This window comes from Primorskyibacter aestuariivivens (assembly GCF_028023675.1).
Classification (GTDB): Bacteria; Pseudomonadota; Alphaproteobacteria; order Rhodobacterales; family Rhodobacteraceae; genus Marinovum; species Marinovum aestuariivivens.
Genome location: NZ_JAQIOZ010000002.1, coordinates 51,643 through 73,684, shown reverse-complemented (window position 1 = coordinate 73,684; position 22,042 = coordinate 51,643). Strand labels below are relative to the sequence as shown.

The following is a 22,042-nucleotide window of genomic DNA, read 5'->3' as shown; positions in this document are numbered from 1 at the left end:
GGTCAGCCCTCTCTCTTTTCAAAGTCGATGCGCGGATCGACAAACACATACATCAGGTCCGACAGAATCCCGACCAGAAGCCCGATCAGACCGAACACGAACAGCGTTCCAAAGATGATCGGGAAGTCGCGGGCAATCGCCGCCTCGAACCCCAGCCGCCCCAGACCGTCGAGCGAAAAGATCGTCTCGATGATCAGCGACTGGCCAAAGAAGATGCCGATAAAGGCCGATGGAAACCCCGCGATCACGATCAGCATCGCGTTGCGGAAGATATGGCCGTAGAGCACCTGCTTTTCGTCCAGCCCCTTGGCGCGGGCGGTGATGACATATTGTTTCTTGATCTCGTCCATGAAGCTGTTCTTGGTCAGCAGCGTCAGCGTGGCAAAGGCCGAGATGGTCGAGGCAAAGACCGGCAGCGCGATATGCCAGAAGTAATCCGCGACCTTTCCGATCAGGCTCAGGTCGTCCCAGTTTTCCGAGGTCAGGCCCCGCAGCGGGAAGATCTGGTAATAGGAGCCGCCCGCGAACAGCACGAGCAGAAGGATCGCAAACAGGAAACCCGGGATCGCATAGGCCACGATGATCGCGCCTGAGGTCCAGGTATCAAAGGGCGAACCATCCTTGACCGCCTTGCGGATGCCCAGCGGGATCGACACCAGATAGGCAATCAGCGTGGACCAAAGCCCCAATGAGATCGACACCGGCATCTTGTCGATCACCAGCCCCAGCACGGTTTCCGAACGGAAATAGCTCTCGCCGAAATCGAGCCGGATATATTTGCCCATCATGATAAAGAACTGTTCCACCGTGCCGATCTGTTCCTTGGAGCAGGCCTCGTTTTCGAGGTCCGGTTCGCCCTCGTACCCGTCTTCACAGACGATGCGGGCAAAGCCGAACTCGATCTCAAGCTGATCCAGGAAATCCTGCGGCAAGCCGCGCCCGCCGATATAGTCGCTGTCCTCCTCAGCCCCCGCGGCCCCGGCATCACCGGAGCCTGCAAAGCCTTCGAACACATCGCCTTCGCCTTCGATCTCGGCGATATATTGGTCAATCGGACCGCCGGGGACGAATTGGGTCAGGACGAAATTGACGATCATGATCCCCAATAGCGTGGGTATGATCAGCAACAGCCGTCGGAGAATATAGGCGCCCATTTATTTCAGCACGCCCTGTTCCTTCAGCGCGGCCTCGCGGTCCGGGTCGATCCACCAGAAATCCAGATAGCCCAGCGCAAAAGGCGGCAGGGTTTCCGGGTGCCCGTACATGTCATAGGCGGCGACCCAGTGTTCCGCGATATAGCCGGTGGGCACGATAAAGAACGCGTGCCGCAGCGCCCGGTCCAGCGCCATCAGCGCGGTGTCCTGATCTACCTGATTGTCGGTGACAAAGGACGCCTCGATGATCGCATCCACCAAGGGGCTGGCAAGGCCCGCAGGGTTGAACAGGCTGAACGCCGCTTCCTTTGAGCCATACATCTGGCTCAGCCCGCCACCGGTGGACAGGAAGGTGCTGTATCGGGTGGAATACAGGATATCGAACTGCCGCTCGCGGCGGCGCTCGCTATATTGCGACGGGTCCACCTTTTCGAGGTTTGCCTTGACCCCGATCAGCGCAAGGTTTTGCGCAAAGGTCTCGTGCATCGCCTCGACCGAGGACTGGATGTTGGACGGGAACAGCATGTCCAGCGTGAGTTCCTCGCCCTTGGCATTGCGGCGCACGCCATCGTCGCCCACAACCCATCCGGCCTCTTCCAGCATCTTGGCCGCCTGGCGCAGGTTGCGCCGGTCATTGAGCCGCTCGGCACCGGACGTATGGCTCATGCGCACGGGGTCTGTGAAAATCTCGGGCGGCACCACGTCGCCCAGCGATTTGAGGAATTCCAGTTCCTTGCCGGTGGGGACATCCTTCGCCTCAAGATGCGTGCCTTCGACAAAGGAGGAGCGCTGCGAATAGAGCCCGAAGAGCAGCGATTCATTGGTCCACTCGAAATTGAACGCCAGGGCAATCGCCTCGCGCACGCTTTTGTCCTGCAACTGCGGCGTGGCAAGGTTGAAGACAAACCCCGTCGGGTTGGGCGGGCTGCCATCGGGCAGTTCCATCTGCACCACCGTGCCGTCATTCACCTTGGGGAAATCATAGCTTGATGCCCACATCTTGGGATCGCTCTCGATCCGGATCGTGTATTCGCCCGCCTTGAACGCCTCGAAACTGGCGGTCTGGTCGGCGAAATATTCCACGCGGATCGTGTCGTAATTGTAGCGCCCCTTGTTATAGGGCAGGTCCTCGCCCCAGTAGTCGTCGCGGCGTTTATAGATGATCTGGCGGTTCACTTCGTAGCTGTCGAGCTTATAGGGGCCGGAGCCGACCGCCACCTCAAGCCGCGGCTCGTCCAGACGGCGGCTTTCATCCGCTTCGAACCACGCTTTCGAGAAGACCGGGGTGGAGCCCACTGTCTCGATCCGCGAACGTTTCGATTCCTCGGGGTTGAAGGTGAACTTGACCGTGTGATCGTCCAGCGCCTCGGCGCTTGTGACCATGCGGCTTACCGCCTGCGCATAAGACGGCAGGCCCTGAGTGATGAACAGCTTGTGGGAATAGACCACGTCATGCGCCGTGACCTGGGTACCATCCCAGAACCTCGCCTCGGGGCGCATGTGGAAAATCACCCAATCGCGGCTTTCGGGATATTCCAGCTTGTGCGCGAGGATGCCGTAATACTGTCCCACCGTATCCTCGGCAGTCTCGATGAGCTGGTCATATTGCACACCGGTCAACACGCCGGAGCGGCCCTTGCGCGAATAGGGGTTGAGGCTGTCAAAGGTGCCGGATGCGCCAAGCGAGATCTCTCCGCCTTTGGGCGCGTCAGGATTGACGAAGTCGAAATGCGGAAAATCCGCCGGATAGTCGAGATTGCCGAAATAGCTGTAACCGTGGCTCTCCGTCACCTCTTCGCCGATGGCGGCACTGGCCAGTCCGGCGGCCAGAACAAGCCCCCCGACAAGTTGCGTCACTGCGGCCAGGGGAAACGTGGCTGCGCGGGCCTTGGCCCGTAGGCGGGTCGTCTCACGGTTTCTGAGCATGTCTACCTCCGGCTGTTCGATCTTCTTATACCTGTTGGAATTAAGCTAAATTGCGAGCTTATCCATGTTCAAGTTGATTATCCGTGAACTGGGATCAAAAGCCCATAAAAGAAACGCCGCCGCATCCCTGACAGATGCGACGGCGTCCGAATTTTCAGTGATCAGCGAGTGATCAGTTGTCGAGGCTGTCCAGCCAAGCGATCAGGTTGGCCCGGTCTTCAGCCTTTTTCAGGCCAGCAAACGACATCTTGGTGCCCGGCGCATAGCCTTTGGGGTTTTCGAGGAAGGCGTCCAGCGCGGCGACGTTCCATTCCGGCGTCACAGCGGCCATTGCGCCGGAGTAGCCAAAGCCGTCCACAGCGCCGGTTGCGCGACCCACCACACCATAAAGATGCGGGCCGGTGCCATTGGCGCCGTCTTCCACCTTGTGACAGGCGCGGCATTTGCCAAAGACCTTTTCGCCTTTGCCCAGATCGGCAGAGGCAATCAGCTCTTCAAGGCTCGGGCCTTCGGTCGCTTCCTCTTCGGCGCCATCGTCACCTGTTTCAATGACATAGGCTTGCTCTTCACCGCCATGGCCGCCACCGGTGGAATAGATCACCTCTGCCGCCCATTTGCCCAGAAGGAAGATCAGGAACGCACCGCAAAACGCGCCCAGAATCTTGGTCGAAGTCATTGTATCCATTGCTCGCGAGTCCCTAAGCGTAACTGGTTGGGCGGGTATCTACGTCTTCCCCTTCGCGGTGGCAAGGTATAGAAGCCGCGACGAAACGCCCGGAAACGGGATTTTTGGAGGGATCGTGATGACCCAGCGCATAGCATTTCAGGGCGAGCCCGGCGCTTACAGCCACGAGGCCTGCCGTGACGCACGCCCCGATATGGAGCCGCTGCCCTGCCGAAGCTTTGAAGATGTGATTGCGGCGGTGCGCGAAAAGCGCGCCGATATCGCCATGCTGCCGGTGGAAAACACCACCTATGGCCGGGTGGCCGATATTCACCGCCTTTTGCCCGAAAGCGGGCTGCATATCGTTGGCGAAGCGTTTGTGCGGGTGCATGTCAGCCTCATGGCGTTGCCCGGTGTGCAGATCGAAGAGATCAAGACCGTGCGCGCCCATCCGGTTCTGATCCCGCAATGCGCCGATTTCCTGCGCCGCTACGGGATTCAGGGCGAATCCGCCGCCGACAGCGCCGGTGCGGCCATGGAACTGGCCGAAAGCGGCGACCGGAGCAGCGGCGTTCTGGCCTCGGACCTGGCAGCCGAGATTAACGGGCTGCACATCCTGGCCCGCCATATCGAGGACCATGCGCATAACACCACCCGCTTCCTGCTTATGTCACCCAAGGCCGAAATGTCCCGGCGCGGCGATCACGGCATGATGACCACCTTTGTCTTTCAGGTGCGCAACATCCCGGCGGCGCTTTACAAGGCGATGGGCGGGTTCGCGACCAATGGCGTGAACATGACCAAGCTGGAAAGCTACATGGTGGGCGGGTCGTTCAACGCGACGCAGTTCTACGCCGATATCGAGGGTCATCCCGACGACCCCGCGGTGCAGCGCGCGCTGGAAGAGCTGGATTACTTCACCGACATGCTGGAGATCCTCGGCACCTATCCGCGTGATCCACGTCGCGATTGAGCAAGCGCAAAGGGGGCGGGCATGCCCGCCCCGATGCCGGTCAATCAAAAGGGATCCAGCGGTCCCAGCGCCTTGAGGCAACCACCGGTTTGCTGGAACGGGTTGAACCATGCCCCGGTGGAACATCTTCCGGAAATGCCAAGATTGGCGCAATCGCGGTAGCCGTTGCAGCGGCATATCCAGTCGCCGCAGACATATTCGGAACTGGGCACTTCCGCCTGAAACTGGCGAACGCAAGCATCGCTTTCCAACGTGCTTCCGCAGTTCTGGAGGACGTATAGCACCAGAAGATCGCCCGGCGTGACTTTGACAAAACCGGTGTCGACGGGCGCAGGTGCCTTGGGCGCATCGCCCTTGTCTTCGTCATAGGCCCAGGCCGCCGGAGCGCAGGACATCCCGAGCACCAGCAGCAACGCCACCCAACGGGTGGCACCCTGCACAGAAGCCACTATGCGGTTCAAACGTGATGTAATCATGGGCTTGCCTCACAGACAGGTGCAGTTGAATTCTGCACTGCCGCTCCAGCCATCCTTGTCATAAGCGACTTTCAGGCGGATGCAGCACAGCGCAATGGCCAGTGGGATACCAATGGCAATCGGTTCGGTTTCCGGCTGTCGCAGGTTGACCAGCGAAATCGCCTTGTGCAGTCCCGGATCATACAGCACGCGGTCCGCCAGCGGCAGCGCGCGCGCCAGCTCGTAAGACAGCTCTTCGTCTTCCGCCTCCTCGCAGGACACGCAGGCGCCCGCCGCGCTTTCGAACTGTCGCAGGCCGGATTTGTAGGTGATCGCATGAGATGTCGCGTGGTCACCGTCATAAACGGTGATGCGGGCGCGTTCGTCCGCGGTGCATGGTCCGAGGTCGTGATCTTCGTCCGACGAAGATCGCACCAGTATGCGGCGCGCGCAGCCATCGACCGTCATGAAAAAGAGATCGCCGGATTGGGTGGATACGGCATTCCAGACACCGATAATGACCTCGCCCGCCGATCTGCCCGGATCGCTGCCATAGGGGACACGGGCGACAAATTCGGCTGGCGAGAATTGCCTGAGCCGGCGGCTTGTCTCCCTGAGTTTCAGGCGAACCGGATTTCCCTGAAACGTGTGAACGGTCGGTGGGTAGGATTGGCTGACCGGTTGGTCCTTGGTTGGTTTCGATGATTTTGGCACGGGGAACACCTCGCTTAATATGAATTGGATTGAAAAAAATGCACGCGCCACACCAATAACGCGCGGCGTTTCAACTATAGCTTGTTTTGCTGAGTCGCGCCACTTTGCCCGGCGCTGCAAGCGAAGACCCGCCCAGAACGACGCTGTGAAATCGTCGCGCGCTAGATCAGCAAGCCTGCCGCGCCTTCATGGCGGAGCAGCCAGACCTTTGTCTCGACCCCGCCTGCGCCGGAAAAACCGCCCAGCCCGTTTGCGCCCAATACCCGGTGGCAGGGGATGATCACCGGGATCGGGTTGGCCCCGCAGGCCTGCCCGATGGCCTGTGCGGGCACCCCCAGCTTGCGCGCCAGGTCACCATAGCTGCGGGTTTCGCCCAAGGGGATTGCCTGCATCTCGGCACAGACCCGTTGCACAAGCGTGCTGCCCCGCGGCGTGAGCGGCAGGTCAAACGCTGTCAACCTGCCCGCGAAATAGGCGTCAAGCTGCGCCGCAGCGCGGTCAAGCAGCGGGGTTTCATCCCGCGCCCCCGCACGCCATTCCAGCGCGTTGATCGCGCCCGCCTCTTCCGTCAGGGTCAAGGTGCCGACCGGTGTGTTGATACTGCGTTCCGCCATTGCGTGACCATGGACCGCCCCGGCCCTTGGCTCAATCCGTTTCCTGCGCCTAAAAGCGTGACGCCACGACACCCGCCACAATGAGCATGGCCGCCAGCGCCTTGGTCCGGTCCATGCGGTCGCCCATCACCAGCCAGCCGATCAGCACCGCAAACAGGATCGAGGTTTCGCGCAGTGCCGTGACCAGCGCGATGGGGGCCTGCGTCATGGCCCAGACCGCAATCGCATAGGCCGCATAAGAGGCCGCCGCCGCCATTGCCCCCATGGTCCAGTCGCACCGTGTGGCCCGGAACACCCCAGGACCGCGCAGAACGACCAGCACCGGCGTGAACAAAGCCGCGTCCAGAATGAACAGCCACGCCACATACATCACCGCATCGCCCGACACCCGCGCGCCCAAACCATCGACCAGCGAATACCCCGCCGTCATCGCCGCCGAGCCCAGCGCCAGCGGCACCAGCCGCAGGCTTTCGCCCGAGGTGAAAACGCCACGCGCCATCAACGCGATGCCAAAGCCCAGAATGGCAATCGCCAGATATTCCACCGGGCGGATCACGTCGATCACCAATAGCGCCGAGATCACCGTCACGATCAGTGGCGCGGCCCCCCGTGCGATGGGATAGACCCGGCTCAGGTCACCCTGTTCATAGGCAAAGGCCAGGAACAGCTTATAGCCTGCGTGAAACACCCCCGATGCTGCCAGCCACCCGATGACCTCGGTCGCGGGCAGGGGGCGGGTGGCGGCAATGACCACGCCGAACCCGCCCTGCACCAGCGTCAGGATCAGCATGGAGGTAACCTTTGACGCGCCCGTCTTGATCAACGCATTCCAGCTCGCATGCAGCAGCGCGGCCAGAAGGACCGCGAAGAAGACGAACAAACTCACGGTGCCGCGACCTTCATTGCTGATTGCTGTTCTTGGTGGTGTGTCGCGAACCGCGCGGAACCGTCATGGGCATGTCCAGTCAAGACGTCAGGTTGAGGCAGATTGAACGCAAAGTTTCCGGTCTACAAGGTTGGCCGGGCGCGGCCCTCATTGCGAAACTTGACAGTGGCCCCCGATCCCGCCGTTGATGGTCTCGTGTCACCACCGGAACGCGCAATGCGGATCGCAACCTACAATCTTCAGAACCTGCGCCTGAGACGCAGGCAGGGCGTCGTCGCCCTCGACGGCGCGGTGGATGCGGATATGGGCGCACAATCCTCGGCGGTGCTGGATGTCGAAGACCGTATGCTGGCCGCCCGGGTGATTGCCGCGGCAAATGCCGATCTCGTGGCGTTGCAGGAAGTGTTCGACCGCGACACGTTGGACCATTTCCATAACCGTTTCCTGCGCGTGGCCGACGTCGCATCCTATCCGCATCGGATCTGCCTGCCCGGCAATGACGGGCGGGGGCTGAACGTGGCGGCGCTGAGCCGGGTCGCGCCGCAGGCCGTCACAAGCCACGCGGCGCATAGCGGCGCTGCGCTCGGGCTCATGGATTTGCCGCCCGATCTGCGCGATAAGCCGCTGTTTCGACGTGACTGTCTTCAGCTGGATTTTGCCGCCCTGTCAGTCTTTATCTGCCATTTCAAGGCACCTTATCCGGACCCGGACCGCGCCCGGCAGGTCCGACAGGCCGAGGCCCGCGGCGTCCGCGCGGTGATTGAACGGGCCTTTGAACATCCGGCAGAGGCGCGCTGGATCATCCTTGGGGATTTCAACGAACCCGCATCGGAGGCCAGCCCCGCGGCGCTGGCTCCTCTGGCCGACGGGTTTGCGGTGGATCTCATGGCGCGGGGTGGGGGAACGCCGGCCTGGACATATGAGACCCCGGACACGCATCTGCTGTCGCGCCCGGACCGGGTGCTGGTCTCCCCCGCGCTGGCAACGGCCTTTCCCGGGGTGGTGCCTCAGGTGATCCGGCAGGGCATGGCCGCCGATGTCCGACGCCATGGCCCCAGCCCGCGTGCGCGCCTCACGGGGCGTCCCCACGCCAGCGATCACGCCCTGGTGCATGTGACGTTTCCGGGGTTGACGCTGACGTAACCCCGCGAGCCCCTTGCCTATCCTGCCCGCCGTTTGTCTTCCGTATTCGTGTCGAAATCCGAGGCCGCGTGACGTTCATGCAACTGCATGGCCGGATCGCCGCCGATGCGGTTCACCATGCGCCCCCGCTTGACTGCGGGCCGCTCATAGATACGTTCGGCCCATTCCACCACGTTCTTGTAGCTTTTCACATCCAGGAAAGTGCCAGCCTTGTACTGCCAGCCCATGACCGTGCCGCCATACCACGGCCAGATCGCCATATCCGCGATCGTATAGGTGTCGCCCGCGATCCAGTCACGATCCGCCAGATGCCGGTCCAGCACGTCCAACTGCCGTTTCACCTCCATGGCGTAGCGATCAATCGGGTATTGCCACTTCTGCGGCGCGTAGGCGTAGAAATGCCCGAACCCGCCGCCGAGATAGGGCGCGCTGCCCATTTGCCAGAACAGCCAGGACAGCATTTCGGGCCGGTCCGCCGGATCCTTGACCTGAAAGGCGTTCCCGAATTTTTCAGACAGGTGCATCAGGATTGCCGCGCTTTCGAACACGCGCACTGGCTTGTCGCCAGAACGGTCCAGAAGCGCCGGGATCTTGGAATTCGGGTTAATGTCCACAAACCCCGACCCGAACTGGTCCCCGTCGTTAATGCGGATCAGCCAGGCGTCGTATTCCGCGTCATACCCGGCCTCCAGCAACTCTTCGAACATGATTGTCACCTTGACCCCATTGGGGGTGCCCTGTGAATAGAGCTGGAACGGGTGCTTGCCGACCGGCAGCGCCTTTTCATGGGTCGCACCGGCAACGGGCCGGTTGGTCGAGGCAAACGCGCCGCCATTGGGTTTCTCCCAGGTCCAGACCTCGGGCGGGGTATAGGGGGTGGGATCGGTCATCTGAGTGTCCTGTTTTGTCGCGTGTTGCGTGACTGGAAGCTAATCGTGCAATCGCCAAGCGCAACCATCAAAATCCCGATGCACAGGGACTGTGCGGCTCTGCGAAAGCTGACGCGTCTGCACGGTTGGACATAGAGGATACCCTCATCTTGGCCACGCATTTCCCCTCTACCCAAATGCAGGCATGTCTTCTATACTTTGTGGATAAATGGGCGACGAGACCCATAAAGAGGCGGAACAGAGAAGAGGGGGACGGCCCATGCGCTGCCCGTTTTGCGGAAATATCGACACCCAGGTCAAGGATTCCAGGCCAGCCGAGGACCATGTCTCCATCCGGCGCAGGCGCTTTTGCCCGGCCTGTGGCGGACGCTTTACCACCTATGAGCGCGTCCAGCTGCGCGACCTTGTGGTGATCAAATCCAACGGCCGCCGCGAGGATTTCGACCGCGACAAGCTGGAACGCTCGATCCGCATCTCGATGCAGAAACGCCCCGTCGAACCCGAACGCATCGACCAGATGATTTCCGGGATCGTGCGGCGTCTCGAAAGCATGGGCGAGACCGACATCCCCTCCAAGCAGATCGGCGAGATCGTGATGGAGGCATTGGCCCGGATCGACACCGTGGCCTATGTGCGTTTTGCCAGCGTTTACAAGAACTTCCAGGCCGCTGACGATTTCGACAAATTCGTCAGCGAACTGCGCCCCGACCCGGGCACCGAGAGCTGACACCGGTATGAGCGACGACCACCGCCGCCACATGGCGCATGCGCTGCGATTGGGGCGGCGGGGGCAGGGCAATTGCTGGCCCAACCCGGCGGTGGGCTGTGTGATCGTGCAGGGCGACCGCGTTGTCGGGCGCGGCTGGACCCAACCGGGCGGTCGGCCCCATGCCGAGACCGAGGCATTGGCGCAGGCGGGGGAATTGGCCCGTGGGGCCACCGTCTATGTCACGCTGGAACCCTGTGCACATCATGGCCAGACACCGCCCTGCGCCGAGGCGCTGATCAAGGCCGGGGTGGCCCGTGTCGTGGCGCCTTTCGAGGACCGCGACCCGCGTGTCGCCGGACAGGGCTTTGCCATGCTGCGCGCGGCGGGGATCGAGGTGATCACCGGACCGGGCTTTGAAGAGGCCGCGCGCGATCACGCCGGGTTTTTCTTCAAACAGGAACAGGGGCGGCCCTTTCTGACCCTGAAACTTGCCACCACGCTGGACGGGCGCATCGCCACGGCCACCGGCGAAAGCCAGTGGATCACCGGGTCTGAGGCGCGCCGCATGGTTCATGCGCAGCGTGCCAGCCATGACGCGGTGATGGTCGGGGCCGGCACGGCGCGGGCCGATGACCCGTCGCTCACCGTCCGCGACATGGGCGTGACGCGCCAACCGGTACGGGTGGTCGTGTCACGCCGTCTGGATGTGCCGCTGATGAGCCAACTGGCCAAAACCGCCAATGACGTACCGGTCTGGCTCTGCCATGGCTCGGATGCCGACCCGCTGCTGAAGCAGGCGTGGGAAGGTCTGGGCGCGACGCTGATCGAATGCAGCCTGTCGGGTCGCCAGATCGACATGCGGTCCGTTTTGCAAGGCCTCGGCGCGGCTGGTCTGACGCGGGTGTTCTGCGAAGGCGGCGGGCAACTGGCGGCCTCACTTCTCTCGGCGGGTCTGGTGGACGAGCTTATCACCTTTACCGCCGGAATGGCGCTGGGGGCCGAGGGGCAACCGGCGCTGGGCGCGCTGGGCATCGAACGGCTGGGTGAGGCACAACGCTTCACGCGGGCCGCGCTGCGCCCGGTTGGGGCGGATGTCATGACGGTGTGGCGGAGGCGCGCTCTGTAGAGACATCGGTTTATTTGAAGGGCGGTTTGGAGCCCAAGATGCCAGTCCACCATTCGATGTGCTCACGCCCGCCAGCATCCAAGAGCCCGATTTCTTTAAAAGAAATCGGTCCGGAAACTTTAAAAGTTTCCGGCGCATTGGTCCACTCCGTCCCGCTCAACTGACCGTCTTCGATGTGCCGCCCCACGATCTCTCGGGCATCCTTGCGGCCCTAGAGCGTTTCCAGTTTAGCTTGAATCGCCAATACCCTGCCACGCCTTCGGCGCTCTCGGGACATTGGCGATGCCTTGTTACAGCGAAACCCGGAAACGCTTTAAAACGTCGCTACCGCCGCCACAGATGGGCATGACCGGCAAATGCCCCCTGCAGCTTCGCCAGCATCCGGTTGCCCATTCCGCGCCCCGGCACATCGCCTTTGGCCAATCGTTCCACCACCACCTCGGGCGGGCAGGCCAGCCCCGTGACCGGATCGAAATAGCGCGGATAGGCGATCAGCGTCGCATGGACCAGCCCGTCGAGTGACACCCGCGCGCGCCGTCGCGGTGGCACGTCGCCTAGGTCGGAGGTCAATCCCCAACCAGCGTAAAACGGCGCGCCCAGCGTGGTAACCGGCACCTCGCGCATCAGCGCCTCGAACCCGAGGAGAGAGGTCAGCGTCCAGACCTCCTGCACCTCATCCAGAAGCGCCACGGGATCGGTGCGATCCAGAACGATATCCGCCCAGTTCAAAGCATCGGACACTGCGCCGTTGCGCAGACCAGCCTCCACATCGGGATGGGGTTTATAGAGGATCACTGCCTCCGGGTTGGCGTCGCGCGCCGCTTGCAGCAGGTCGCGATTGGAGCGCAGCGCCCCGGTGCCGGTCAGGATCGAGGCATCGTCCTCGGCCTGTCCGGGCACAAGGATGCGATGGCCATCGGGCAAGTCCGGCGTCTCACCGGCCAAGTTATACTTGCTCAGCCGCGCCTTGAGCACCGCGCGGCGCAGGCGAAAGGCGCGTTGCAGCTGGTCGGGGCGCAGGTCCCCGCTTTGCGCGATCAACCGCTCCAGACGGCTTTCACGGCGGGGGTCATAGTAAATGCCCAGATCATCCGTCACCAGGGACAGTGGCGGCACCAGCTCGGCTCCCAGACCGCGCGAACGCAGGAATCCGTCCTCGACCCGGACCACGTCATCCAGCTCACCGGCCTTGGACGCCCAGCACATGCGCCGCCGCCCGTCGGTCTCGGCCCGTGCGCGGGCCTGCCCGGTGTCGTCCTCGAAGACCACCGGCCTGACCCTCCCAAACACCTGTTGCAGCGGTTTGCGTTTCCACATCCGCATGCCCGACGCCACCCAGCCGCGATGATCCTCGCGCCAGGCGTGGGTCTGGACCTCGAAAGCGTCAAGCACGTGTTCAATCTCGCAGAGCCGGTCTCGATAGGGATCGTACCAGCACGGATAGTCGATCATCGCCCCCGCAAACAATTGCGCGCGGGTCAGCTTGCGCTGGCGGCGATCAATCGGGCGTTCGTCATCAGTCAGACCCCAGCCGGCATAGAAAGGCTGACCAAAGACGCGCGGCTTGTGCCCGGCGAAAATCGCCTCGAACCCCATCTGGGACGAGATCGTGTAAACCCCCACCGCGCCCTCGAACAGCCGCCAGGGCGACACCGGCTCGGTCAGGAGCGTGATCCGTTCATTGGCATCCTCGGGGCGGAAATACCCGTCGCGCGCGCCCTGCGTCGTTTCGGGATGGGTCTTGATCACGATGGGCGCGCCGGGATGTTCCTCCTGGGCAAAAACCAGCATTTCCTGAAACGCCCCTCGCGTGGCCCCCGACGCGGTGACCGAGGCATCGCCGCGGGTCTGGTCGATCACCAGCACATATCCGGGCGGGGGCGGCGGCGTTTCGGCGTCAAACCCGCTGTATTTCGTCAGATGCGCCGCCTTGATCCGCGCGATGGCGTCATTGGCGCGGGTCATCAGCCCGCCATCATCCAGTGGTGCCTCGGCCAGCAACCGCTCAAGATCAGAGGGGCGGGAGGGGTCGAAATGCGCGGCCCGATGGTCGATCATCAACCCCAGAGGCGGCTCACCCCCGCTGCGCCCAGGATGCAGCGAGCGCAGGAACGCATCCTCGATCCGCACCACGCCGCAGCCGCGTTTCTCTGCGATAGCCAGCCCGCGATGGGCGGTGGGCGAATTGCCCCAAACCCCGACAAGGTCTTCGGGACCGGGAAGGCCAAGCTTCAGATCATAGCCCGCAAGGCTTAGAATGCGGCGCACCCGGCGCTGGGTCAGGAACCCGCCATTATAGACGTAAAGACGCCGGGGCGTTGCGGCCCCGGCGCTGTCTGTCTCGTGCGACACGCCGCCCAAAGGTCAGCCGCCACCCAAACCGGGCCCGCCCGCGAGTGTGGAGATACTGTCGGCGCTGGAGGTCACGGTGGTCACTGCGCCCAGCGTGCCGGTCAGAGCAGCAATGGTCTTGTTCCATTGCGTGAACGGCGCCTCGGTCACATAAAGCAGGTCATCATCGCGAATGGCAAAGTCACGTGCGAGGAACAGACCGTTGGGTTCGGTCAGGTCCAGCACGTATACCATGCGCTGCGCGCCGCGCAGGTCCTGGCGGCCCAGCACGGTTTCAGCGATTTCCTCGGGTTCGTTGCGGAAGATGAACACGCCCGTCGGGTCCGCCGCCGTAGCGATGAGGCCACCCACCTGGGCAATCGCCTCGACCGCTGACAGGGTCTGGCTTTCGAACGGCACGCGCGACTGCGCGCCCGTCGCGCCAAGCGCGACAAAGGCGCGTGTGTCTTCCTCGATCAGGATACGGTCGCCGCCGCGCAGGGCGATGTCCATGTCGGGATGTTCATAGAGATCCTGGAACCAGATCTTGCCCCGGTGCTGGCCGCGGATCACGGAGATCTGGGCCACTTCGGGCAGCACGGTCACACCGCCTGCGCGTGCCAGCATGGCCGACAAGGTGCGGGTGGGTCGCTCGATGGCATAGACGCCCTGACCGCCCACGGCACCCACGATGGACACAGTTGAGCCGTCACCGGCCTCGCGCCGCACTTCGACCTGCGGGTCCGGCGTCTGTTGTTCGAGCTTGCGGGTGATGATGCGGCGGATGGTTTCCGTGGTGTTGCCCGCCGCCTTGATCCGGCCCGCATAGGGGACAAATATGAATCCCGCCCCGTCCACCTGCACCTCTTCGAGGATGGTGGAGGAGGATGTTTCGCTGGCCAGAAGCCCGTCATCGACGTTTTCCCAGATTGTCAGGCCAAGTGTGTCCCCGGCCTGAATGACATCGGACCCCACCACGCTGGCATTCTTGAACGCGTCGGTGAAACCCAGCGTCGGCAGGACTGAGGTGGCCCGCGTCACGCGGTCATTGACTGAAATGATAAAGGCGTCACCCTGTTGCTGGACGGAGCCGGCAAAGATTTCTCGCTTGTTCGGACCGGAGCGCGGGAGCACATCGCAGGACGCGATTGCGGATACCGCAAGAAGAAGGGCCGCGGAACGGGCCCAACGGGACATGGTACGATTCACTGCTCGGTCTCCTCGACCTGTTTTTTTCTGCCTCAGCTTTTGCTGCTAAGCTACAGGAATCCGGATCAAAACGCTATAGCTAGACCTTGTGGATATCAGGTCACCAACCGCAACTGTTGCCTTGGTGCCGCTGTGCCGGATTTGAGCCCGTCATAGGGATCGTCGGGCGACAGCATCATGTCGACCACCAGCCGGAGCAACTGCCGACGTCCGCGTGTGGAATAGAACCCGCCGGGCACCTGGGAAGTTTCGAGCAGGTAGCGGCGGTAATCCTTGTAGGCGCGGTTATCGGGACGTGCCGGTGTTGCAAAGAACTCAGGCAAGGCCTGAGTCGAGACGAATTCCGGCTTGGCATAGACCGCGCGGCCAAAGACCTTGAGCGGGATGCCGCGCCAGAGCACTTGTTGCCCGGCGGTGGAATTCACGGTCACCGCGCTGCGCGCATCATTGAGAAGCGGCGCAAGCTTGCCGCCGCGCACATGGTGTACGCGGCCCTTAACGCCGAATTTGCGCGCCAGACGGCGCAGTTCGCGGCGGATATTTGTCCGGCCGTTTTCCAGCGGGTGGGCCTTGAAAACCAGGTGATGATGACCCGGCGCGCCCTGGGCAAATCCTTCGACGACGGTTTCAAGAAACTCGGTCATGCGGGTAAAGGGGGAATGCATCTGAAACGAGCTGTCATGTTCAAGCTGCAACAGGCACAGATGATAGGGATATCCGCCATTGCGGATGCGAAAGGTCGACACCGCGCGTTCCAGCGCGTGAAAGGGCATCAGAAGAAGCCGTTGAAGATAAAGCCGGAATTCGGTTGTCACGGGCAATTCGCGATGCGCCCGGAAATGCCGGTAGTCGCCGTTTCTAAACATCACGAACCAATGGTAGAGCGCGCCGTAAAACACATGCTGGCGTGTATCGCCCCAGTGACCGGGCGGCAGTGGCGCTTCCATATCCGAGAGCGCCAGCGCGTCCTGCATTTCCTCCACGCTCATATCCATCAGCCGCGAATGCCCGTTTGATCCGCCGCGCTCATAGGTGACCCAGTAGGGGCGCATGTAGCCTTCTTCGAACACATGTACGCAAAGCCCCGCTGCGCGTGCGGCTTCGACCGCGCGGGCGTGGATGGGGCGCGTGTCACCATAAAGCACGATGTCCGTCACGCCCTTTTCCGTCACCTGGTCACGAAAGCGCTGCGGCCAGTCCTCAAGCGTGCCGGTATAGGCGATGTAGCTTTTGGGATGGAACCAGAAGGCGCGGTCGCCCGCATTGAATCCCACGCGCCAGACCTCGGCCCCGGTCATGCGCAGCATGCGCCCAAGCCGGTTGAAGAAGGGTCCGTGTGGACCCTGTAAAAACAGGAAAACCCGTTTTTCTCCGGCGGCGTTGCTCATGGGGTGGAATTGCCTCATATGTTTCCTGACAAAGCATTACCGTACGAAACTGACGAAAATAAGGCTCGATTCTGCCGGATCCGCGAGGGGAATTCATGTTCACAGGCATCATTACCGATATGGGCACGCTGCGCGAGATGGAGCAGCGCGGCGATCTGCGGGCGCGGATCGGCACGTCTTATGACACTGCGACGATCGAGATCGGGGCGTCGATTGCCTGTGACGGCGTGTGTCTGACCGTTGTGGCGCTGGGCGAGGACTGGTTCGAAATGGAGATCAGCGCCGAGACGCTGTCCAAGACCAATATCGGCGCGCTGTGGGAGACGGATCGGCGGATCAATCTCGAACGCGCGCTCAAAGTGGGCGATGAGCTGGGCGGGCATATCGTGTCGGGCCATGTGGACGGGGTGGCCGAGATCATCGGTATGGAAGATGAGGGCGACAGCACCCGTGTGACCCTGCGCGCGCCCGAGGCCTTGGCGAAATATATCGCGCCCAAGGGCTCTGTGGCGCTCAATGGCACGTCGCTGACCGTGAATGACGTGGAGGGCTGCGAGTTCGGGATCAATTTCATCCCGCATACCAAGGCGGTGACCACATGGGGGCAGGCGCAGATTGGCGATCCGGTGAACCTGGAGATCGACACGCTGGCGCGTTACGTGGCGCGGCTGCGTGAGTGGGGATAAGGGGGCTTTGCCCCCTCGGCCTTCGGCCTCACCCCCAGGATATTTTCGAGCCAAAGAAGGACCGGGTTGCGTCTGAGTTTCGCGGGCAAAACACTTTTGTTTTTTATCAGTTTGTTAACTGTTTCTGAGATAAGGTTTCCCCATCGTTCAACGCGGAGAGGAGGCCGGGAATTCTGTCCTTGAAGCGGAAAAAACCATGCGTGGCATGGGGCCAGGCGCGGGCATCATAGGGGCGCAGCACGCGGATCAGGCGGATGTCCTGTGCGGCAAGCAACGGCTTGAGTTCGCTCAGCATGTCGGCAGTGGGGCCTGCCGGTGCGTAGGGCGCGACGATCTGGGTGATGCCGTGGGCCTGCCGCTGGGTGGTGGCCCAGCGAGCGATGGCCCGGGCATCGGGGCAGGCTGTCACTGGGCCAAGCCTGTCGGCCCAGCGGGTTGTTGCGTCCTGTAGGGCGGCGGTTTTGAATTGGGCCACGTGGTCGGCGGTCATGAGCGGCGAGAGGGCATCAGCGTCCTGCCAGGTGGCAGTGGCGAACGGGTGCAGGCCGGTATCAAAGAGAGGGCCGGGGTGCAGGTCTTCGCTGGTCAGCAGGCAGGCGGAGGGCAGGGACGGGTCCCAGTTTTCCTCTTGCGGTATGGGGCGGCGCGGCGGGTGATCGGGGCACGTCAGTGGCGGGGCTGTAGAGGCCAGTTCGCCGGGAGCGGGGAAAAACCGCCCTTCGGTGAAGCGGGCGATATTGTCGGGGCGGGTGAGATAGGTCTTGCCCCGCGTCTGCAAGCCGCCCACCCAGCACCATCCCAGCGTGTTGGAAGCGGGACAGCCATCGAGCAGGTGGCGCAGGAAAAAATCCGCCCCCAGCTCCCATGGCAGGTGCAGGGTGAAAATCCAGATCGAGGCAAACCACATGCGGGCGTGGTTATGCAGGTAGCCGGTCTGCACAAGTTCCTGCGCCCAATGATCGAAACAGGTGATGCCGGTCTGACCGGAGCAGGCCGCTTCCCAGCTTCGGCGCAGGCCGGATTGCGTCTGCACATCGTCCAGCGCACGCGCCAGCCCGGCGCGGTAGCTGTCCCAGACCCCGGGCCGCATCTCCAGCCATCCCTTCCAATAGCTGCGCCAGAACACTTCCTGAATGAACTTTCCGGCCGCCTGCGGGCTGTGGCGCGCAAGCATCGCCTTGAGTACCTCCTCTTCGGTGATCAACCTATGGCGCAAATAAGGCGACAGTCCTGACACATGCGCGTGCCGCCCGGGACCGAGATCGAAATTTCGCAAGCGCGCATAATCGCGCCCGGCGCGGGGCAGGAAATCGCGCAGACGCGCAAGCGCGGCAGCGCGGGTCCGGGTACGGGCTTCTGTATCGGTCATGTGGGGCGAGCTAGCATCCCGCCCGCCGGCATCAAGTCTTTCGGTCTGCGCCCCTTGCAGCCCCCTTGGGGCAGGACTAAGACTCTCGTAACTCCGAGCGGGTACAACACCCCAAGTCCACAGAGGCAGGCCGATATGCACGATCCTATTGATACCTACATGAACACGCTGGTTCCCATGGTGGTCGAACAGACCAGCCGCGGCGAACGGGCCTATGATATCTTTTCCCGCCTGCTGAAAGAGCGGATCATTTTTGTCAACGGCCCGGTGCATGACGGCATGTCCTCGCTCATCGTGGCGCAGCTTTTGCACCTTGAGGCGGAAAACCCGTCCAAAGACATCTCGATGTATATCAACTCGCCCGGTGGCGTGGTGACATCGGGCCTCTCGATCTATGACACGATGCAATATATCCGGCCCAAGGTCTCGACCCTGGTGATCGGTCAGGCGGCTTCGATGGGCTCGCTCCTGCTCACCGCGGGGGCGCCGGGCATGCGGTTTTCGCTGCCCAACAGCCGCATCATGGTGCATCAGCCCTCGGGCGGCTATCAGGGGCAGGCCACGGATATCATGATCCACGCCGAAGAGACTCTGAAGCTCAAGCGGCGGCTGAACGAGATTTACGTGCACCATACCGGGCAGACCCTGAAAAAGGTCGAGGCGGCCTTGGAGCGCGACAATTTCATGTCCCCCGAAGAGGCGAAGGACTGGGGCCTGATCGACGAAATCGTAGAAAACCGGGCCAAGGTGGAAGACGGCGAAAGCTGATTTCGCGGCGGCAGGACCGGGTCCATTTTTGCAATTGTGGACCCCTGCCGCCTGTCCTAAGCTGGGTGAAATTTCGGGTCGGATCGTCGGGATCTGACTCGGGGGCAGAAAGACGAAGCCCTATTGTTCGGGCTTGGAAAGGTTATTTATGGCGACGACGACCGGCGGCGACAGCAAGAATACCCTCTATTGCAGCTTTTGCGGAAAGAGCCAGCACGAGGTACGCAAGCTGATTGCAGGTCCGACGGTGTTCATCTGCGATGAATGTGTCGAGCTGTGCATGGATATCATCCGCGAAGAGACCAAGAGCGCGGGTTTCAAATCTTCCGAAGGCGTGCCGACGCCGAAAGAGATTTGCCAGGTGCTGGACGATTACGTGATCGGTCAGGCGGTGGCCAAGCGGGTGCTGTCGGTGGCGGTGCATAACCACTACAAGCGGCTGAACCACGCGGCGAAATCCGGCGATATCGAGCTGCAGAAATCCAATATCCTGCTGATCGGCCCCACGGGCTGCGGCAAGACGCTTTTGGCGCAGACGCTGGCGCGTATTCTGGATGTGCCGTTTACCATGGCGGACGCCACCACGCTGACCGAGGCCGGGTATGTGGGCGAGGATGTGGAGAACATCATTCTCAAGTTGCTGCAATCCTCCGAATACAACGTGGAGCGTGCGCAGCGCGGCATCGTCTATATCGACGAGGTCGACAAGATCACCCGCAAGTCGGAAAACCCGTCCATCACACGCGACGTGTCGGGCGAGGGGGTGCAGCAGGCGCTTCTGAAACTGATGGAAGGCACCGTGGCTTCTGTGCCGCCGCAGGGTGGACGCAAGCATCCGCAGCAGGAATTCCTGCAGGTGGACACCACCAATATCCTGTTCATCTGCGGCGGGGCCTTTGCCGGGCTCGACAAGATCATCGCGCAGCGCGGCAAGGGCAGCGCCATGGGCTTTGGCGCCGATGTGCGCGACAATGACGATCGCGGTGTGGGCGAGGTGTTCAAAGACCTTGAACCCGAGGATCTGTTGAAATTCGGGCTGATCCCGGAATTCGTTGGCCGTCTGCCGGTTCTGGCAACGCTGGAGGATCTGGACGAGGATGCGCTTGTCACCATCCTGACCCAGCCCAAGAATGCGCTGGTCAAGCAATACCAGCGGCTGTTTGAGTTGGAAGATGCCAAGCTGAGCTTTACTGACGAGGCGCTGACCGCGATTGCCAAGCGTGCCATTGAGCGCAAGACCGGTGCGCGCGGGTTGCGCTCGATCCTGGAAGACATCCTGCTGGACACGATGTTCGAGCTTCCGGGCATGGATAATGTCGATGAGGTTGTGGTAAATGAAGAGGCCGCGACCTCGGACGCGGCTCCGCTCATGATCTATTCGGACAATGAGGAAAAGGCGAACGCCACGGCGGGGTAACGACATGTGGTCGTCTTGCCGAGCATTTGGCCGGCTCTGAAGCAGGAAAAGCCACGGAAACAGAGCGGTGCGATGGCCTTGGGGTTGCGCCGCTTTTTTCTTTTTAATCAAAGCTTTCCGACCGCGACCGCGACCGCGATCTGCGACCGGGGCGGTTTCCGGTGCTTTGCCGCCTGTTGCGCGAGCCGGTCCGACCGAGTCTTGATCTTACCGACATGTGTCGGTACGTTGGATGTATGAACCGCAGACTCAACAAATCGGAACGCCGCGCGGACATCCTTGAAAAGGCGCGGGAGCTCATTGCCGGACGCGGGTTCTCCGGCACCGAGATGGAGGATATCCGCCTTGCCTGCGGATTGTCTCGCGGCGGGTTGTATCATCATTTTGCCAACAAACGTGCCATCCTGCATGGACTGATCGAGGACGACATTCGCAAGATCGCCGGGGTCTTGACGGATCACGCGACCGCGCCGATCCCGGCTCTGCTACGCGCCGGATCGGCGGCTCTGGGCCATGACCGGGGCATTTTGAAGGGATTGCTCAGCAAGGAAGACAAGCTGGATTACCTCGCGGCGCTGGATGAGGCGTTTGACACGGTCTTGCGCGACCCGCTTGCGGCGCGGTTGCGTGGTGACGTCCGGCCGGGGATTGCTTCGGCGCATGTTGCCGAGCTGTTTCTGACCGTGAATGCCCATATCAACCGCCGCGAAATTCTTGGGACATGGCGCCAAGAGGATGCGGCGCGGTTCGCGGCAACGGCGCTCATGGCATTGGAGCCGCTGCTCAAATCACCGTCCGGTCTCGACCCGATCATTGCCGAGTTGAAAGAAAAGGCGGTGGTGACATGAATATCCTGGCATTTCTTGCTCTGAGTTTCGGCATTTCTCTTGTCGCCTTCGCCTGTATCACGGCCCTGCCAGCGGCGCGGTCCCCCGAAAGCGCCTTTGGTTTGCCGTTCTGGTTGATCATGGTTTGGGGACCCTCTCTTGCGGCGATGGTCCTGAGCGCGCGGGAAGGTCAGTTGGCAGAGCTGTTGGGGCGGGTCGTGCAGCTGTCCTCCGTTCCGTGGCCGGTTTGGGCGCTGGTGGCCGCACCGGTCGCTCTTTTGCTGGTGCTGCTGCCCTTTGCACCCGAAGCCACGACCGCTTTGAGCCCGGGGCTGGTGCTGGGCCTCGTGGCGTTCAACCTGGTTCTCGGACCATTGGGCGAAGAGCTTGGATGGCGCGGCTATTTGCAAGACCGTCTTGCCCCGGAACTGGGCTGGCTGGTGGCCTCGCTGGTTGTGGGGGGCATCTGGTTGGTCTGGCACCTGCCGCTCTGGACCATCGACTCGCCGCATGCGCAGATTGCCCTGCCTCTCTTTGCCGGACATGTCCTATGCTACGCTGTCATCATCGGGGCTGGGCATACGCTGTCAGGGGGCTCTATCCTGCCTGCGGTCCTGATCCACCTGAGTGTGAATGTGGCGTCGGGGCTCGCCATTTTCGCCGGGTTTCGCGATCCAAACAGCTGGTTCGGTACAAGCCTTTGGTTTTATGCCGTCTTGTCCCTTCTTGCCATTGGCTTGGTCGTTCATCGGACCGGGCAAGCCGGGGCAGGATGGTTGGGGTCATGAACAAG

General features: G+C 62.1%; 21 protein-coding genes. 9 read left to right on the top strand and 12 right to left on the bottom strand.

Going from position 1 to position 22,042, the window contains the following annotated elements; translation table 11 throughout:
- Positions 1 to 2 precede the first annotated feature (2 nt).
- The 3 genes from PGB28_RS02060 to PGB28_RS02050 form a co-directional block, all read right to left on the bottom strand.
- Positions 3 to 1,154, bottom strand: coding sequence for a microcin C ABC transporter permease YejB (locus PGB28_RS02060; protein ID WP_271419817.1), 1,152 nt, complete (start codon positions 1,152 to 1,154; stop codon positions 3 to 5).
- The gene (locus PGB28_RS02055) at positions 1,155 to 3,080 is read right to left on the bottom strand and encodes an extracellular solute-binding protein (RefSeq protein ID WP_271419816.1); all 1,926 of its coding nucleotides are present in this window, start codon (positions 3,078 to 3,080) and stop codon (positions 1,155 to 1,157) included.
- A gap of 172 nt (positions 3,081 to 3,252) precedes the next feature.
- Positions 3,253 to 3,765 carry a c-type cytochrome gene (locus tag PGB28_RS02050; RefSeq protein ID WP_271419815.1) on the bottom strand — a complete coding sequence of 171 codons (513 nt, stop codon included), beginning with the start codon at positions 3,763 to 3,765 and terminating at the stop codon, positions 3,253 to 3,255.
- Positions 3,766 to 3,883: 118 nt separating this feature from the next.
- Between PGB28_RS02050 and PGB28_RS02045 the strand changes: the two genes are divergently transcribed.
- Positions 3,884 to 4,717 (top strand): prephenate dehydratase, encoded by an 834-nt coding sequence (locus PGB28_RS02045; RefSeq protein WP_271419814.1) that lies wholly within the window; start codon positions 3,884 to 3,886, stop codon positions 4,715 to 4,717.
- A 44-nt stretch (positions 4,718 to 4,761) separates the two neighbouring features.
- Here PGB28_RS02045 and PGB28_RS02040 read toward each other — a convergent pair whose 3' ends face one another.
- The 4 genes from PGB28_RS02040 to PGB28_RS02025 all read right to left on the bottom strand — a co-directional run bounded on the left by PGB28_RS02040 (position 4,762) and on the right by PGB28_RS02025 (position 7,386).
- Complete coding sequence (locus PGB28_RS02040; RefSeq protein WP_271419813.1) at positions 4,762 to 5,166, bottom strand: hypothetical protein; 405 nt, start codon at positions 5,164 to 5,166, stop codon at positions 4,762 to 4,764.
- A gap of 36 nt (positions 5,167 to 5,202) precedes the next feature.
- On the bottom strand, positions 5,203 to 5,886 hold the full coding sequence (locus PGB28_RS02035) for a hypothetical protein (protein ID WP_271419812.1): 684 nt from the start codon (positions 5,884 to 5,886) through the stop codon (positions 5,203 to 5,205).
- A gap of 161 nt (positions 5,887 to 6,047) precedes the next feature.
- The gene (locus tag PGB28_RS02030; RefSeq protein ID WP_271419811.1) at positions 6,048 to 6,500 is read right to left on the bottom strand and encodes a methylated-DNA--[protein]-cysteine S-methyltransferase; all 453 of its coding nucleotides are present in this window, start codon (positions 6,498 to 6,500) and stop codon (positions 6,048 to 6,050) included.
- 49 nt (positions 6,501 to 6,549) lie between these two features.
- Entirely contained in the window at positions 6,550 to 7,386 is an 837-nt protein-coding gene (locus PGB28_RS02025) for a DMT family transporter (RefSeq protein ID WP_271419810.1), read from the bottom strand.
- A gap of 216 nt (positions 7,387 to 7,602) precedes the next feature.
- Between PGB28_RS02025 and PGB28_RS02020 the strand changes: the two genes are divergently transcribed.
- Positions 7,603 to 8,529, top strand: coding sequence for an endonuclease/exonuclease/phosphatase family protein (locus PGB28_RS02020; protein ID WP_271419809.1), 927 nt, complete (start codon positions 7,603 to 7,605; stop codon positions 8,527 to 8,529).
- A 17-nt stretch (positions 8,530 to 8,546) separates the two neighbouring features.
- On the opposite strand, the gene yghU is transcribed toward PGB28_RS02020, so the two are convergent.
- Complete coding sequence (gene yghU, locus PGB28_RS02015; RefSeq protein WP_271419808.1) at positions 8,547 to 9,419, bottom strand: glutathione-dependent disulfide-bond oxidoreductase; 873 nt, start codon at positions 9,417 to 9,419, stop codon at positions 8,547 to 8,549.
- Between the two features lie 259 nt (positions 9,420 to 9,678).
- Between yghU and nrdR the strand changes: the two genes are divergently transcribed.
- Together nrdR and ribD are read left to right on the top strand one after the other, a co-directional pair.
- Entirely contained in the window at positions 9,679 to 10,146 is a 468-nt protein-coding gene (gene nrdR / locus PGB28_RS02010) for a transcriptional regulator NrdR (RefSeq protein ID WP_271419807.1), read from the top strand.
- Between the two features lie 7 nt (positions 10,147 to 10,153).
- A complete protein-coding gene (gene ribD, locus PGB28_RS02005) occupies positions 10,154 to 11,254 on the top strand; it encodes a bifunctional diaminohydroxyphosphoribosylaminopyrimidine deaminase/5-amino-6-(5-phosphoribosylamino)uracil reductase RibD (protein WP_271419806.1) in 1,101 nt (366 codons plus the stop codon).
- A gap of 324 nt (positions 11,255 to 11,578) precedes the next feature.
- Here ribD and PGB28_RS02000 read toward each other — a convergent pair whose 3' ends face one another.
- The 3 genes from PGB28_RS02000 to PGB28_RS01990 all read right to left on the bottom strand — a co-directional run bounded on the left by PGB28_RS02000 (position 11,579) and on the right by PGB28_RS01990 (position 16,182).
- A complete protein-coding gene (locus PGB28_RS02000) occupies positions 11,579 to 13,606 on the bottom strand; it encodes a capsular polysaccharide biosynthesis protein (protein ID WP_271419805.1) in 2,028 nt (675 codons plus the stop codon).
- Positions 13,607 to 13,618: 12 nt separating this feature from the next.
- Positions 13,619 to 14,782, bottom strand: a complete 1,164-nt coding sequence (locus tag PGB28_RS01995; RefSeq protein ID WP_271419804.1) for a polysaccharide biosynthesis/export family protein — start codon at positions 14,780 to 14,782, stop codon at positions 13,619 to 13,621.
- A gap of 107 nt (positions 14,783 to 14,889) precedes the next feature.
- Positions 14,890 to 16,182 (bottom strand): capsule biosynthesis protein, encoded by a 1,293-nt coding sequence (locus PGB28_RS01990; protein WP_271419803.1) that lies wholly within the window; start codon positions 16,180 to 16,182, stop codon positions 14,890 to 14,892.
- Between the two features lie 95 nt (positions 16,183 to 16,277).
- Between PGB28_RS01990 and PGB28_RS01985 the strand changes: the two genes are divergently transcribed.
- A complete protein-coding gene (locus PGB28_RS01985; RefSeq protein ID WP_271419802.1) occupies positions 16,278 to 16,868 on the top strand; it encodes a riboflavin synthase in 591 nt (196 codons plus the stop codon).
- A gap of 106 nt (positions 16,869 to 16,974) precedes the next feature.
- Here PGB28_RS01985 and PGB28_RS01980 read toward each other — a convergent pair whose 3' ends face one another.
- Entirely contained in the window at positions 16,975 to 18,237 is a 1,263-nt protein-coding gene (locus PGB28_RS01980) for an FAD-binding domain-containing protein (protein WP_271419801.1), read from the bottom strand.
- A 135-nt stretch (positions 18,238 to 18,372) separates the two neighbouring features.
- Here PGB28_RS01980 and PGB28_RS01975 point away from each other — a divergent pair, with 135 nt between their 5' ends.
- From PGB28_RS01975 to PGB28_RS01960, 4 genes are all read left to right on the top strand, one after another.
- The gene (locus tag PGB28_RS01975) at positions 18,373 to 19,005 is read left to right on the top strand and encodes an ATP-dependent Clp protease proteolytic subunit (RefSeq protein WP_271419800.1); all 633 of its coding nucleotides are present in this window, start codon (positions 18,373 to 18,375) and stop codon (positions 19,003 to 19,005) included.
- A gap of 148 nt (positions 19,006 to 19,153) precedes the next feature.
- The gene (clpX, locus tag PGB28_RS01970; protein ID WP_271419799.1) at positions 19,154 to 20,422 is read left to right on the top strand and encodes an ATP-dependent Clp protease ATP-binding subunit ClpX; all 1,269 of its coding nucleotides are present in this window, start codon (positions 19,154 to 19,156) and stop codon (positions 20,420 to 20,422) included.
- Positions 20,423 to 20,658: 236 nt separating this feature from the next.
- Positions 20,659 to 21,270 carry a TetR/AcrR family transcriptional regulator gene (locus tag PGB28_RS01965; protein ID WP_271419798.1) on the top strand — a complete coding sequence of 204 codons (612 nt, stop codon included), beginning with the start codon at positions 20,659 to 20,661 and terminating at the stop codon, positions 21,268 to 21,270.
- Positions 21,267 to 22,037 carry a CPBP family intramembrane glutamic endopeptidase gene (locus PGB28_RS01960; RefSeq protein ID WP_271419797.1) on the top strand — a complete coding sequence of 257 codons (771 nt, stop codon included), beginning with the start codon at positions 21,267 to 21,269 and terminating at the stop codon, positions 22,035 to 22,037. Before PGB28_RS01965 ends, PGB28_RS01960 begins: the two co-directional genes overlap by 4 nt.
- Positions 22,038 to 22,042 lie beyond the last annotated feature (5 nt).

Coding starts and splice junctions, on each gene's coding strand:
- PGB28_RS02045 (WP_271419814.1), top strand. CDS start 3,884: ATGACCCAGCGCATAGCATTTCAGGGCGAGCCCGGCGCTTACAGCCAC.
- nrdR (WP_271419807.1), top strand. CDS start 9,679: ATGCGCTGCCCGTTTTGCGGAAATATCGACACCCAGGTCAAGGATTCC.
- PGB28_RS02055 (WP_271419816.1), bottom strand. CDS start 3,080: ATGCTCAGAAACCGTGAGACGACCCGCCTACGGGCCAAGGCCCGCGCA.
- PGB28_RS01960 (WP_271419797.1), top strand. CDS start 21,267: ATGAATATCCTGGCATTTCTTGCTCTGAGTTTCGGCATTTCTCTTGTC.
- yghU (WP_271419808.1), bottom strand. CDS start 9,419: ATGACCGATCCCACCCCCTATACCCCGCCCGAGGTCTGGACCTGGGAG.
- PGB28_RS02020 (WP_271419809.1), top strand. CDS start 7,603: ATGCGGATCGCAACCTACAATCTTCAGAACCTGCGCCTGAGACGCAGG.
- PGB28_RS01995 (WP_271419804.1), bottom strand. CDS start 14,782: ATGTCCCGTTGGGCCCGTTCCGCGGCCCTTCTTCTTGCGGTATCCGCA.
- PGB28_RS01975 (WP_271419800.1), top strand. CDS start 18,373: ATGCACGATCCTATTGATACCTACATGAACACGCTGGTTCCCATGGTG.
- PGB28_RS02030 (WP_271419811.1), bottom strand. CDS start 6,500: ATGGCGGAACGCAGTATCAACACACCGGTCGGCACCTTGACCCTGACG.
- ribD (WP_271419806.1), top strand. CDS start 10,154: ATGAGCGACGACCACCGCCGCCACATGGCGCATGCGCTGCGATTGGGG.
- PGB28_RS01985 (WP_271419802.1), top strand. CDS start 16,278: ATGTTCACAGGCATCATTACCGATATGGGCACGCTGCGCGAGATGGAG.
- clpX (WP_271419799.1), top strand. CDS start 19,154: ATGGCGACGACGACCGGCGGCGACAGCAAGAATACCCTCTATTGCAGC.
- PGB28_RS01980 (WP_271419801.1), bottom strand. CDS start 18,237: ATGACCGATACAGAAGCCCGTACCCGGACCCGCGCTGCCGCGCTTGCG.
- PGB28_RS01990 (WP_271419803.1), bottom strand. CDS start 16,182: ATGAGCAACGCCGCCGGAGAAAAACGGGTTTTCCTGTTTTTACAGGGT.
- PGB28_RS02050 (WP_271419815.1), bottom strand. CDS start 3,765: ATGGATACAATGACTTCGACCAAGATTCTGGGCGCGTTTTGCGGTGCG.
- PGB28_RS01965 (WP_271419798.1), top strand. CDS start 20,659: ATGAACCGCAGACTCAACAAATCGGAACGCCGCGCGGACATCCTTGAA.
- PGB28_RS02060 (WP_271419817.1), bottom strand. CDS start 1,154: ATGGGCGCCTATATTCTCCGACGGCTGTTGCTGATCATACCCACGCTA.